The 13,724-nt window shown below is 69.8% G+C and carries 11 protein-coding genes; 10 read left to right on the forward strand and 1 reads right to left on the reverse strand.

Annotated features, from left to right (window positions below; all coding sequences use genetic code 11):
- Window positions 1–37 precede the first annotated feature (37 nt).
- From AC2IPW_RS23070 to AC2IPW_RS23110, 9 genes are all read left to right on the forward strand, one after another.
- A complete protein-coding gene (locus AC2IPW_RS23070; RefSeq protein WP_486375789.1) occupies window positions 38–1,249 on the forward strand; it encodes a cytochrome P450 in 1,212 nt (403 codons plus the stop codon).
- 26 nt (window positions 1,250–1,275) lie between these two features.
- The gene (locus tag AC2IPW_RS23075; RefSeq protein WP_054373209.1) at window positions 1,276–2,274 is read left to right on the forward strand and encodes a 2Fe-2S iron-sulfur cluster-binding protein; all 999 of its coding nucleotides are present in this window, start codon (window positions 1,276–1,278) and stop codon (window positions 2,272–2,274) included.
- 205 nt (window positions 2,275–2,479) lie between these two features.
- A complete protein-coding gene (gene benA / locus AC2IPW_RS23080) occupies window positions 2,480–3,859 on the forward strand; it encodes a benzoate 1,2-dioxygenase large subunit (protein ID WP_003934528.1) in 1,380 nt (459 codons plus the stop codon).
- A gap of 13 nt (window positions 3,860–3,872) precedes the next feature.
- Window positions 3,873–4,376 (forward strand): benzoate 1,2-dioxygenase small subunit, encoded by a 504-nt coding sequence (benB, locus tag AC2IPW_RS23085; RefSeq protein ID WP_003934529.1) that lies wholly within the window; start codon window positions 3,873–3,875, stop codon window positions 4,374–4,376.
- A 33-nt stretch (window positions 4,377–4,409) separates the two neighbouring features.
- Window positions 4,410–6,017: a benzoate 1,2-dioxygenase electron transfer component BenC gene (gene benC / locus AC2IPW_RS23090; protein ID WP_003934530.1), complete on the forward strand. Its 1,608-nt coding sequence runs from the start codon at window positions 4,410–4,412 to the stop codon at window positions 6,015–6,017.
- Between the two features lie 14 nt (window positions 6,018–6,031).
- Window positions 6,032–6,823 carry a 1,6-dihydroxycyclohexa-2,4-diene-1-carboxylate dehydrogenase gene (locus AC2IPW_RS23095; protein WP_486377055.1) on the forward strand — a complete coding sequence of 264 codons (792 nt, stop codon included), beginning with the start codon at window positions 6,032–6,034 and terminating at the stop codon, window positions 6,821–6,823.
- 109 nt (window positions 6,824–6,932) lie between these two features.
- Window positions 6,933–8,279: an MFS transporter gene (locus tag AC2IPW_RS23100; protein WP_416062087.1), complete on the forward strand. Its 1,347-nt coding sequence runs from the start codon at window positions 6,933–6,935 to the stop codon at window positions 8,277–8,279.
- 11 nt (window positions 8,280–8,290) lie between these two features.
- Window positions 8,291–10,975 (forward strand): helix-turn-helix transcriptional regulator, encoded by a 2,685-nt coding sequence (locus AC2IPW_RS23105; protein ID WP_486377056.1) that lies wholly within the window; start codon window positions 8,291–8,293, stop codon window positions 10,973–10,975.
- A gap of 7 nt (window positions 10,976–10,982) precedes the next feature.
- Window positions 10,983–12,239 carry a benzoate/H(+) symporter BenE family transporter gene (locus AC2IPW_RS23110; protein WP_003934534.1) on the forward strand — a complete coding sequence of 419 codons (1,257 nt, stop codon included), beginning with the start codon at window positions 10,983–10,985 and terminating at the stop codon, window positions 12,237–12,239.
- 49 nt (window positions 12,240–12,288) lie between these two features.
- Here the strand turns inward: AC2IPW_RS23110 and AC2IPW_RS23115 are convergent, their stop codons facing one another.
- On the reverse strand, window positions 12,289–12,459 hold the full coding sequence (locus tag AC2IPW_RS23115; RefSeq protein WP_486375790.1) for a hypothetical protein: 171 nt from the start codon (window positions 12,457–12,459) through the stop codon (window positions 12,289–12,291).
- Window positions 12,460–12,646: 187 nt separating this feature from the next.
- Between AC2IPW_RS23115 and AC2IPW_RS23120 the strand changes: the two genes are divergently transcribed.
- Window positions 12,647–13,654: an NAD(P)H-dependent glycerol-3-phosphate dehydrogenase gene (locus AC2IPW_RS23120; protein ID WP_054373207.1), complete on the forward strand. Its 1,008-nt coding sequence runs from the start codon at window positions 12,647–12,649 to the stop codon at window positions 13,652–13,654.
- Window positions 13,655–13,724: the final 70 nt, after the last annotated feature.

The raw sequence follows: 13,724 nt of genomic DNA on the forward strand, positions 1-13,724 counted from the left end.
TGCGTCCCGGCCGACGACACATCCAGGAGCAGAACCCATGACGAGCACCCTCTCGTGGATCGACGAGATCACCATGACCCAGCTCGAGCGCAACCCGTACGCCGTGTACGAGCGGCTGCGCGCCGAGGCACCCATCGCCTACGTGCCGGTGCTCGGCGCCTACGTCGCCTCGACCACCGAGGCCTGCCATGCCATCGCGACCAGCGACGACTTCGAGGCCGTCATCACCCCGGCCGGGGGCCGCACCTTCGGGCATCCCGCGATCATCGGCGTCAACGGCGAGATCCACCAGGATCTGCGCTCGATGGTCGAGCCGGCGCTGCAGCCGGCCGAGGTGGACCGGTGGATCGACGACCTGGTCCGGCCGATCGCCCGCCGGTACGTCGAGACCTTCGAGTCCGACGGCAGAGCCGACCTCATGGCCCAGTTCTGCGAGCCGGTCAGCGTCCGCGCGCTCGGCGACCTGCTCGGCCTGAAGGACGTCTCCTCCGACACGCTGCGCGACTGGTTCCACCGGCTGTCGCTGTCGTTCACCAATGCGGAGGTCGACGAGAACGGCGAGTTCGCCAACCAGGAGCGGTTCGCGGACGGCGACCGTGCGAAGGCCGAGATCCAGGCCGTCGTGGACCCGCTGATCGACCATTGGATCGAGCACCCGGACGACAGCGCGATCTCGCACTGGCTGCACGACGGCATGCCGGAAGGACAGACCCGCGGCCGGGACTACATCTATCCGACGCTGTACGTGTTCCTGCTCGGCGCCATGCAGGAACCGGGCCACGCGATGGGCTCGACCCTCGCCGGCCTGTTCACCCGGCCCGAGCAGTTCGAGGCCGTCGTCGACGACCCGGATCTGATTCCCCGCGCGATCGCCGAGGGCATGCGCTGGACGTCGCCGATCTGGTCCGCGACCGCGCGCATCGCAACCCGCGACACGACGGTGGCCGGCATCGACATCGCCGAGGGCACCGTGGTGATCCTGTCGTACGGCTCGGCCAACCACGACACCGGCAGGTACGACGCCCCCACCGCGTACGACATGACCCGCCCCCCGCTGCCGCACCTGGCGTTCGGCGCCGGCAAGCACGCGTGCGCCGGCATCTACTTCGCCAACCACGTGTGCCGCATCGGACTCGAGGAGCTGCTCGAGACCATCCCCAACCTGGAGCGTGACACCGACGCCGATGTGGAGTTCTGGGGCTGGGGTTTCCGCGGCCCCACCGCGCTGCACGTCACGTGGGAAATCTGACCTCGCCGAGCGATCAGGAAACTGCCATGACCCAGCACACCGTCACCGTCGGCACCACCACCGTGCCGTGCGGACCCGATCAGACCGTCCTCGACGCCCTCCTCCGCGGCGGCGTGTGGATGCCCAATTCCTGCAACCAGGGCACATGCGGCACGTGCAAGATCCGCGTCCGTTCCGGCTCGGTCGAGCACAACGCCTCGCCCGAGGACACCCTGCCGCAGACCGAGCGGGCCGACGGATTCGCCCTGGCCTGCCAGGCGACCGTCTGTGCGGACACCGTCGTCGAACCTCCCGCGGGCGAGCAGACCACGGCCACGCACGTGTTGCGGGATCTCGTCGCCACGGTGACCGAGGTCCGCGACATCGCACGCGACACCCGGCGCGTCCTGCTCACCCTGGACGCCCCGCTCGAGTTCTCGGCGGGGCAGTACGTCGAGGTCACGGTGCCCGGCACGGACGTCCGGCGGCAGTACTCCCTCGCGAACCCGCCGAGCGAGCCGAAGCTGCTCGAACTGCACATCCGCCGCCGGCCCGGCGGGGTGGCCAGCGACGGATGGATCTTCGGGGCCGTCTCGGTCGGGGACCGGGTCGACGTCACGGGACCGTTCGGCGACTTCACCTTCGATGCCGAATCGACGGGACCGATGGTCCTCCTCGCGGGCGGGACGGGACTCGCCCCGATGAAGAGCATCGTGCGGCACGCCCTGGCGCTCGACCCGCACCGGGCGATCACCGTCTATCACGGGGTGCGTACGGCCGAGGACCTGTACGACGTCGCGCTGCTGCGGGAATGGGAAGGCCAGCACCCGGGCTTGCGGCTGGTCACCTGCCTGAGCCGCGCGACCGGCGGCGACCGCGAGGGCTACGCGACCGACGCGTTCGTCGAGGACGTGGCGTCGGCGAAGGAGTACACCGGCTACATCTGCGGGTCCGAGGCGTTCGTCGACAGCGCCGTCAAGGCGTTCAAGCGGCGACGGATGTCGCCGCGCCGGATCCGCCGGGAGAAGTTCACTTCGGCGGTGTAGTCGCCCGGTGCGTCCTTCGGGCTGCCTGGGCAGCCCGAAGGACGCACCGGGCGATTGAGGACCTCTTACCCTCCTGCCGAGGGTCCTAGGTAGGCCTAGGCATTTGCCTGGTGTGACTGCGGCCACATGCTGGCAGTCTGGATGCAACGCGGAGACAGCCCCGCTCGCCATCCGGGGCCGACCGACACCCTTTTGGAGGATCCCCATGACCGAGACCCTGGACCACGTGCGAGCCGAACTCGACGGCGCCCTCGTCGAAGACGCGGAGGCCGGCCGATACCAGGTGCGCCGCAACATCTTCACCGACGAAGAGATCTTCGAGCTGGAGATGAAGCACATCTTCGAAGGCAACTGGGTTTACCTCGCGCACGAGAGCCAGATCCCGAACAACGGGGACTACTTCACCACCTACATCGGCCGCCAGCCCATCGTGATCAGCCGCGACAAGGAGGGCGAGCTGCACTGCCTGATCAACGCGTGCAGCCACCGCGGCGCCATGTTGTGCCGCCGCAAGACCGACAACCGCACGACGTTCACGTGCCCCTTCCACGGCTGGACCTTCCGCAACAACGGCAAGCTGCTCAAGGTCAAGGACCCGCGCGACGCCGGCTACCCGGAACAGTTCAACAAGGACGGCAGCCACGACCTGACCAAGGTCGCCCGCTTCGAAAGCTACCGCGGGTTCCTCTTCGGCAGCCTGAACGCCGACGTCAAGTCGCTCGAGGAGCACCTCGGTGACACCACCAAGATCATCGACATGATCGTCGACCAGTCCCCCGAGGGCCTCGAGGTGCTGCGCGGCTCGTCCACCTACACCTACGACGGAAACTGGAAGCTGCAGGCCGAGAACGGCGCCGACGGCTACCACGTGTCGGCCACGCACTGGAACTACGCGGCCACCACCGCGCGCCGTACCGCCGGCGAGTCGGCCAACGAGACCAAGGCGATGGACGCCGGCACCTGGGGCAAGCAGGGCGGCGGCTACCACTCGTTCGACAACGGCCATCTGCTGCTGTGGATGTGGTGGGGCAACCCGCAGGACCGTCCGCTCTACCCGCGCCGGGAGGAACTCGCCGCCGAATTCGGCGAGAAGAAGGCCGAGTTCATGGTCGGCGCGTCGCGCAACCTGTGCCTGTACCCGAACGTGTACCTGATGGACCAGTTCTCCTCGCAGATCCGGCACTTCCGGCCGATCTCGGTGGACAAGACCGAGGTCACCATCTACTGCATCGCGCCGAAGGGTGAGAGCGCCGAGTCCCGTGCCAACCGCATCCGGCAGTACGAGGACTTCTTCAACGCCACCGGCATGGCCACCCCGGACGACCTCGAGGAGTTCCGGTCCTGCCAGAAGACCTACCTGGCCACCGCCGCCCCGTGGAACGACCTGAGCCGCGGCGCCACCCACCAGCTGAACGGGCCGGACCAGGTCGCCCTCGACCTCGGCATGAAGAACGTGCTGTCGAGCGGGGTGAAGACCGAGGACGAGGGCCTGTACCCGATCCAGCACGGCTTCTGGCTCGACAGCATGCGTAAGGCCGTCGCGGCCGAGGCCGCCGCCGAGTCCACCGCCGCGAACGAGCGCTGAGGAAGACGAGAACATGACCACCGCAATGGAATTGACCCAGAACGACATCGAGCAGTTCCTCTACCGCGAGGCCCGTCTCCTCGACGACCGCGAGTTCGAGAAGTGGCTCGAGTGCTACCACCCGCAGGCCGAGTACTGGATGCCGGCGTGGGACGACAACGGTGAGCTCACCACGGACCCGCAGCGCGAGATCTCGCTCATCTACTACCCCAACCGGGGCGGCCTCGAGGACCGGGTGTTCCGCATCCGCACCGACCGCTCGTCCGCGACGTCGCTGCCCGAACCGCGCACCGGACACAACATCACCAACGTCGAGATCCTCGAGCGCCGCGGCACCGAGATCGACCTGCGCCACAACTGGTTCTCGCTGTACTACCGGTACAACACCACCGACACCTACTTCGGCACGACCTTCGTCACGCTCGACGTCTCGGGCGCCCAGCCGGTGATCAAGAAGAAGAAGATCGTGCTCAAGAACGACTACATCCACCACATCGTGGACGTCTACGTCGTCTGATCCACCCCCGATTCACGAAAGGAGGCCCGTGCCGTGAGTTTCCAGGTGGCATTGAGCTTCGAGGACGGGGTGACCCGCTTCGTCAAGTGCGGACCGAACGAGACGGTCGCCGACGCGTCGTACAAGGCGCGCATCAACATTCCTCTCGACTGCCGTGACGGCGCGTGCGGTACCTGCAAGGCACTCTGCGAGTCCGGCACCTACGACGGTGGCGACTACATCGAGGAGGCGCTGACCGACGACGAGGCCGAGCAGGGCTACTGCCTGCCGTGCCAGATGACGCCCGAGTCGGACCTGGTGCTGCAGATCGCCACGACCTCCGACGTCGCGAAGACCTCCGCCGCGACCTACACGGCGACGATCACCGACATCCGTCGCTTCTCCGACAGCACCGTCGGGTTCTCCGTCGAGATCCCGAACCGCGACGAGCTGGTGTTCCTGCCCGGCCAGTACGTCAACATCACGGTGCCCGGCACCGGGCAGACCCGGTCGTACTCGTTCAGCACCGGCCCCAACGATCCGCACCTGTCGTTCCTGGTGAAGATCACCGAGGGTGGTCTGATGTCGGAGTACCTGCGCGACCGCGCCCAGGTCGGCGACACGCTCGAGTTCACCGGTCCGCTCGGCAGCTTCTTCCTGCGCGAGCGCACCCGGCCCGCGCTGCTGCTCGCCGGCGGCACCGGACTCGCCCCCATCCTGGCCATCCTCGCCAGGATGCAGGAGCAGGACAGCGATCTGCCGGTGCATCTGATCTACGGCGCCTCGTTCGATCAGGACGTCGTCGAACTCGACAAGCTCGAGGAGTACACGCGGTCGCTGCCGAACTTCACGTTCGAGTACTGCGTCTCGGACCCGGCCACCTCGGCCGCGAACAAGGGCTATGTCACGTCGCTGTTCGAGCCGAAGCACCTCAACGACGGCGACGTCGACGTGTACCTGTGCGGGCCGCCGCCGATGGTCGAGGCGGTGCGCACGCACTTCGACAACGAGGGCCTCACGCCCGCCAACTTCTTCTTCGAGAAGTTCAACAACTCCGCGACGGGCGCCGCCGAGCAGGCTCCCGAGCCGACCGAGGCGGAGCGCATCGCGGCCGAGAAGGCCGCCGCCGAAACCGGACTGCCGGTGTCGCTCGGGTCCGCGAACGCCGTGGCACAGGACAACTACGAGATCGGCGAGGAGCACCCGCCCGTCACCGAGTCCGACGCCCAGTTCGATGCGCGCATGGCGCTCGAGCTCGGCGCGCTGGAGTTGACCATCGGCCGGCTCACCGACGCGCAGCTCGTGGAGTTCCGGATCCTCGCCGAGGCGTCGACCGCGTCGATCGACCACGACCGCTTCACCGATGCGGGCGCGTTCACCGACACCAACGCCGCCTTCCACGAGTTCCTGTTCCGCTGCTGCGGCAACCCGGTGCTGCTCGAGGCGTACAACCGTCTCGAGGTGACGCAGCTGATGCGCAAGGTCCTGCGCACCGCACAGTGGGTGGACGAGCAGGTTCCGCACGACCACCTGCAGATCGTGCGGGCGTTCGAGCGCAAGGACCGCGCGGCGGCGCGCGATCTCATCGTCAGCCATGCCGAGCACGCCAAGGCGACGATGCGCCGCGCCATCGAGGACTCCGCGAAGGCGGAGATCGCGTGAGCGTCCTCCTCCCGATGGGCACCGTGTACCCGGGCCGCTTCGACGGCAGGGTCGTCACCGTCACCGGCGCCGCGCAGGGCATCGGCCTCGTGGTCGCGACCCGCATCGCGGCCGAAGGGGGATCCGTGATCCTCGTCGACCGCTCCGAGCTGGTGCACGAGGTGGCGAAGAAGCTGCGCGAGAAGGGTTTCCAGGCGCACTCCGTCACCGCCGACCTCGAGACGTTCGAGGGAGCCCAGTCCGCGATCGACGAAGCCCGGCAGCAGCACGGCCGCATCGACGTGCTCGTCAACAACGTCGGCGGGACGATCTGGGCGAAGCCGTACGAGCACTACACGCCGGAGCAGATCCAGGCGGAGGTGCAGCGCTCGCTGTTCCCGACGCTGTGGACGTGCCGCGCGGTGCTGCCGTATCTGATCGAGCAACGGTCGGGCACGATCGTCAACGTGTCCTCCGTGGCGACCCGCGGCGTCAACCGTGTCCCGTACGCCGCCGCCAAGGGCGGGGTCAACGCGATCACCGCCGCGCTCGCCCTCGAGGCCGCCCCGCACGGGATCCGGGTCGTCGCCACCGCCCCCGGTGGCACCGACGCCCCCGCCCGGCGGGTGGCGCGCGGCCCCGCCGCGCAGAGCGAGCAGGAGAAGACCTGGTACCAGCAGATCGTGGACCAGACCGTCGACTCCTCACTGCTCAAGCGGTACGGCACGCTCGACGAGCAGGCCGCCGCGATCACCTTCCTGGCCTCGGACGAGGCCTCCTACATCACCGGCACGGTCCTTCCCGTCGCCGGCGGCGACCTGGGATAACCACCCCAGCTCCGCCACAGGCCTCACCGGCAGGCCAGGGATCCCCTGCTGGTGAGGCCCTCTTTCTGCCCCGTTTTCCTTGTGACCGCACTCACAGACCGGAGCCGACATGGCCGACAACACAACCACCTGGGCGAGTCCCCGGCACCGCAACAGCGTCATCTGGGTCGTCGCCCTCGCCACGCTGGCGATCATCTTCGACGGCTACGACCTCGTCGTCTACGGGACGATCCTGCCCACATTGATGGCCGACCCCAGCCAGATCGGCGCGATCTCCGCGCAGCAGGGCGGCGCGCTCGGCTCGTACGCCCTCATCGGCGTCATGGTCGGCGCCCTCCTCAGCGGCGCGTTCGGCGACCGGATCGGGCGCCGGAAGATGATGCTGATCAACATCGTCTGGTTCTCCGTCGGCATGGGCGCCGCCGCGATGGCCACCAGCATCACCTCCTTCGGCATCCTGCGCTTCTTCACCGGCATCGGCGTCGGCGGTCTCGTCGCCACCGCGGGCGCCGTGGTCGCCGAGTTCGCCCCGCCCGGAAAGCGGAACCTGTTCAACGCGATCGTCTACAGCGGCGTCCCCGCCGGTGGCGTCCTCGCCTCCCTGCTCGCCATCGTGCTGCGCGACGCCATCGGCTGGCGGGGGTTGTTCTGGATCGGTGCACTGCCTCTGGTGATCCTGCTGCCCCTGGCTCTGGTCAAGCTCCCGGAATCCCCGATGTGGCTGCAGGCGCGCGGACGCACGGACGAGGCCGCCGCGGTCTGCGACAAGTTCGGCCTCCCCCGGCCCACGGCCGCTCCGGCCCCGGCCGAGAAGGTCGGCTTCGCCGCACTGGCCACCCGCCGCTACGCGTTGGGCACCACCCTGCTCGGGCTGATGAGCTTCGCCGGGCTGCTGCTGACCTACGGGCTGAACACGTGGCTGCCGAAGATCATGGCCGACGCCGGCTACGACGCGAAGGGTTCGCTCGCATTCCTGCTGGTGCTCAACGGCGGCGCGATCATCGGTGGCCTCCTGGCCTCCCGGATCGCCGACGGACGCGGCCCCCAGCCGGTCATCGCCACCACGTTCGGCCTCGCCGGCCTGGCACTGATCCTGCTCACCTTCGGCTTCCCGCTGCCGGTCCTGCTGACCGCGGTGGCGATCGCCGGGGTCGGCACGATCGGCACCCAGGTGCTCATCTACGGGTTCGTCTCCAACTACTACGAGACGGCCGCGCGCGGCGCCGGCGTCGCCTGGTGCGCCGGATTCGGCCGGCTCGGCGGCATCTTCGGCCCCATCATCGGCGGCCTGCTCATCGGCGCCGGGCTGAGCAACGACGTGAGCTTCTACATCTTCGCCGGCATCGCCGTGGCCGGCGCCCTGGTGACGGTGTTCGTCCCCGTCCGGCGGGGTGCGCAGTACGTTGCCCGAACCCCGGGGGCTGCGGCGCCCGGCCCCACTACCGTGGAAGTGTGACTCAGCCCACCATGTTGGTCGGACGTACCCGGGAGCTCTCCGAGCTCGACCGTCACCTCGGCGAGGCGCGAGCCGGTTCACCCGTGCTCGCCCTCGTCGAGGGCCCTCCGGGTATCGGCAAGTCCGCTCTGGTGCAACGATTCACCGAGCTGCTCGACGGCTGGCAGGTGCGTACATCCGCGGGCGTCCCGTGGGAGGCGCGGCGCGCGTGGAGCACCGTCGAGCAACTGCTGCAGGCCCCCGCCACCGGACGTGATCCGGTGGAAGTGGCACACGAGTTGTTGTCCCTGGTGGACGATCCCACCGTCCTCGTCGTCGACGATGCCCACTGGGCCGACTCCGAGTCGCTGCAAGCCCTGTCGTCCACCGTCCGCCGTGCCCACGGCAGGCAGCTGCTCGTCCTGCTGGTGATCGTGGATCCGCTGCCGGACACGATCCCCGACAGCACCCGGCAGGTGCTCGATCACCACCGCGCCCTCGCCGTGCACGTGGGACCGCTCGGACCCCAGGACATCGCCCAGCTCGCCCTCGCCCGCATCGGTGTGGACCTGTCACCGTGGACCGCGCGGCGGCTGTTCGAGCACACCCACGGCATCCCCCGTCCGGTTCTGCAGCTGCTCGACGAGATCCCCCGCGACCAGTGGCAGCACTGGCGGGCCCGGTTCCCGGCTCCGCAGGAACGAGCGGGCGCCGTGCGCCGCACGCTGGACCGCTGTCCGGCCGAGACCCGGGCACTCGTGGAGGCGGCGGCCGTGCTCGGCTCGGAATGCACACTGACCCAGGCGGCGGCACTGGCCGGTCTGGCGGACCCGATCGCGGCGCTCGACGCCGCACACACCGCCGGAGTGCTGTGCCGACGCGAGCAGCGCGGCACGGTCACCCTCGTCTTCCCGGACCCGATGACCCGGGCCGCCGTCGCCGACGACATCGGCCCCGCCCGCTGGCGCGACCTGAACGCCCGCGCCGCCGAACTCGTCGACGACGAGGGGGCTGCGCTTACCCACCTGGTTTCCGCCACCGCCACCGCCGACGCGGACCTGGCGGACCGCCTCGATCGGTACGGCCGGCGCCGCGCCGCCGTCGGCGCGTGGTCTGATGCTGCCGAGGCCCTGATCGTCGCGAGCGGCATCAGCCCCGACCGGGACCAGCGCGCGCAGCGGCTGATGCGCGGCGTCGATGCCCTCACGGGCGCGGCGGATCTGCCCCAGGCGCTGACGTTCGTTCCGGCCGTCGAGACCGCGCCCGACGGTGCCATGCGCGACGTGGTGCTCGGCTATCTCGCCATCCAGCGCGGGCGGCAGGACGAGGCCACCCAACTCCTCACCCGCGCATGGCAACTGCTCCCGGACCCGGCCCGGGACCCGGACCTGGGGGCGATGATCTGCCAGCGCATGGTGCTGCACTCGCTGGCCCGGCTCGACGGGGAAGGCCTGGTCGAATGGGCCGACCGCGCGTCGTCCCTCGTGGCCGCAGACACCCCCGCCGCCGTCGAGTCGGCCGCGATCCGCGGACTCGGCCTGGCCATGACCGGCCACGTCGACGAGGCCCGCGCCTCGTACGCCACACTGCCGGAGAACGTCCGGCTCGGCGCCCAGGGCCAGCGCATCCGCATGGCGGAGGGCTGGCTGGCGCTGGCGCTCGACGAGCCGGAGCGGGCCCGAGCGGAACTGGAGAGCGCGGAGCCGACGGTCTTCCGCGGGGGATCGATCCGGATCTCGCTGTGGGCACAGGCGTGGCTGGCCCGCACCGAGTTCACGCTGGGCGCCTGGGACGACGCTGTCCGCACGGTCGACCGGGCCGCCGCGCAGCTCGACACCGCGGGTCTGGATCTGCTTCGGCCCCTGGTGCATTGGACCGGCGCCCAGGTGCACGCCCTGCGGGGCGACTGGGCTCTGGCTCGCGAGCACCTGCGACGTGGCCGCGCGGGTGCCACCGACTATGCCGTCATGGTGGTGCCGGCCTGCATCGCGGCCGCCCAGTGCGCCGAGGTCGCCGCCGACTACGACGGCGTCCTGCGGCACCTGGCGCCGCTCACCGCGCGTCGACGGCAGGCATTGGTGGAGCCGGGTTTCTGGCCGTGGCCGGACCTGTATGCGAATGCCCTCGTGATGACGGGGCGCGTCGACGAGGCCGACGAATTCCTCCGTCCGTTCGAGGACCTGGCCGGCTCCCGGGGACACCTGTCCGCGCGGGCGAGACTCGGATACGTGCGCGGACGGATCCACGGGGCACGCGGGGACATCGACGCCGCACGCGAGACGTTCGAAGCCGCGCTCGAGAACCTGGCGACGTTGTCGTTGCCGTACGACCGGGCACGGGTGAACTTCGCGTACGGCCAGACGCTGCGGCGGGCCGGTCGGCGGCGGGAGGCGGACGCGGTGATGCGCACCGCCCGGGAACTGTATGCGACGCTCGGCGCGACGTCGTACGTGCAGCGCTGCGACCGCGAACTCAAGGCCGGTGGCTTGAAGGCGAGCGGCGACGGTGCCCGCCGGACACACATGGACCTGGCGGCGTTGACGCCGCAGGAGAAGGCGGTCGCCGCGCTGGTGGCCGCGGGCAATACCAACAAGGACGTGGCGGGTGAGCTGTTCCTGTCGGTGAAGACGGTGCAGTACCACCTGACCCGGGTCTACGCGAAGCTCGGCATCCGTTCACGCAGCGAGCTCGCCGCCCGATTCCGCGAGGACGAGTGAGGAAGCGATGACAGCAGTCGACGAGAAGACCACCGGCCCCGGCGATACCGACCTGCTCGAGCGGCCTGCGCGGCCTCTCACCCGGCCCCGCCGGGTGCTGCGGGATCTGGGCGTCGAGTATGCGGCGAACGGCGTGATCGGCCTGGTGTTCTCGTCGACGGGCCCGGTCGCGGTCGTCCTCGCGGCCGGCGCGGCCGGTGGGCTCGACGCGGCCGAACTCGCGTCGTGGATCTTCGGGATCTTCGTTCTCAACGGGGTGCTGACGGTCGCGATGAGCGTCGCCTACCGGCAGCCGCTCGGCTTCGCCTGGACGATTCCGGGCACGATCCTCGTCGGCGGGTCGCTGGGTCACCTGTCCTGGCCGGAGGTGATCGGCGCGTTCCTGGTCACCGGCCTGCTGGTGCTGGTGCTGGGAGCGTCCGGACTGGTACGGCGAGTGATGGAGGCGCTGCCGATGCCGATCGTCATGGCGATGGTGGCGGGTGTCTTCCTGAAGTTCGGCGTGGACCTGGTGGTCGCGCTCGGCGCGGACGCCGCGATCGCGGCGCCCATGGTGCTGACGTTCCTGGCATTGAGCGCGTTCGGGCGGATCGGCCGGTGGTTGCCGCCGATCCTGGGGGCGCTGATCGCGGGGGCGGTGGCGGTGTCCGCGTCGGGGCGTTTCTCGCCCGCGCCGGGCGGATCGGGCATTTTTGCCTCTCCCGTCTTCACCGCTCCCGTGTTCACCTGGACGGCGTTGCTGGAGTTGGTGATTCCCTTGGCGATCACCGTGCTGGTGGTGCAGAACGGGCAGGGCATCGCCGTGCTCACGGCGGCCGGGCACCGGCCTCCGATCAACGTCACCACGATCGCGTGCGGGGTGTGGTCACTGGGCGCGGCCTGCGTGGGTGCGGTGTCGACGTGTCTGACCGGCCCGACGAACGCACTGCTCACCGCGTCCGGGGAGCGGAGCCGTCAGTACACGGCAGCCGTGTGCTTCGGGCTCTACTCGATCGTATTCGGGTTGTTCGCCCCGCTGTTCGTGCGGTGGATGACAGCTGCGCCGGCAGCGTTCGTCGCGACCCTCGGCGGCCTGGCGATGCTGCGGGCGCTGCAGGGCGCGTTCGTGACGGCGTTCGCCTCGAAGTACACGATGGGGGCGCTGGTGGCGTTCGTCGTCACGGCCGCGAACGTGACGTTCTGGAACATCGGTGCGGCGTTCTGGGGGCTGGTGGCCGGGGTGCTCGTGTCGCGGCTGCTCGAGCGGGGCGACTGGGCCCGATGACCCCGGCGGGTGCGCGAGCGCACCCGCCGGCCGTCAGCGGCCGAACAACTCAGCGGCCGAACAACGAGGCGAAGAAGCCGGACTTCGCCTGGGGAGCGGAGTCCTGGTCGCAGGTGCACCGTTCGGCGACCGGCACGGACTTCATCACGCTGTCGACGTGCTGGCCGCAGCCGCCCCAGCCGGTCTTTCCGCACTGGGAGCAGGTGACGGGGTAACACATGGGCGTCCTCCTCGGGGATGATCGGAATCTGCGGTCAATATACCCCCTAGGGTATGAACCGTGCCAGTGCGCACATGCGGGACGACAGCGACGGAGGACGGACATACCGCGAAAATCCGGCGCCGGGACGGGCGAACTGACACCCTGAGGCCGTACCGTTCCTCCTCGCAGACAGGATCCACAACCCATGGCACGTCCGGTTCGCGTCGTCGTCCTCGGTTCCGGTTCGTGGGGTACCACCGTCGCAGGACTGTCGGCCCGCAACACCCCGACCCTGCTCTGGTCCCGCAACCCGGACACCGCCCGGGAGATCGACGAGGAGCACCGCAACACCCGGTACCTCGGCGAGCGAACCCTGCCGGCCAATCTTCGCGCCACCTCGGACCTTCTCGAGGCCGCACACGAGGCCGACGTGCTGGTGGTCGGGGTGCCGTCCCACGCCGTCCGCGCCACCCTCGCCGAGATATCGAACGAGGTGCGGGCCTGGGTGCCGATCCTCTCGCTGGCGAAGGGACTCGAACCGGGCACCCGCCTGCGGCCGACCGAGGTGATCGGCGAATGCCTGCCCGGCCACCCGGTGGGGCTGCTGGCCGGACCGAACATCGCCGGCGAGGTCGCCGACGGGATGGCGGCGGCCGCAGTGGTGGCCACCGCGGACGAACGCGTCGCGGCGGCCCTGCAACCGCTGTTCGCCTCGAAGGTCTTCCGCGTGTACCGCAACACCGACGTCCTCGGCTGCGAACTCGGCGGCGTCCTGAAGAACATCGTCGCGATCGCGGCAGGCATGGCCGAGGGGCTGCGGGTCGGCGACAACACCCGGGCGATGGTGCTCACCCGGGGGCTCGCCGAGATGACCCGGCTCGGCGAGGTGATGGGAGCCAACCCGCGGACGTTCGCGGGCCTGACCGGGATGGGCGACCTGATTGCGACGTGCACGAGCCCCGCGTCGCGCAACCGCCGGATCGGCGAGGCCCTCGCGAGCGGGCTCACCCTCGACGAGGCGGTGGCCCGGCTGGGCCAGGTCGCGGAGGGTGTGAAGACCGCGCCGACGGTGATGGAACTCGCGCGCGAGTACGACGTCGAGATGCCCATCGCCGCCGAGGTCGAGGCCGTCGTGGCCGGCCGCCGCTCCCCCGCCGACGCGTACCGGGGACTGCGCCGGGTCACGCCGGGCAACGAGGAAGACGTGGTCTGATCGGAAGATATCCGGCAATCTCGGATACGGGGTAGAGAGCAATATATTTCCTGATTTGCCTGCTGAGCCC

Source organism: Rhodococcus sp. NS-SX18, assembly GCF_057367935.1.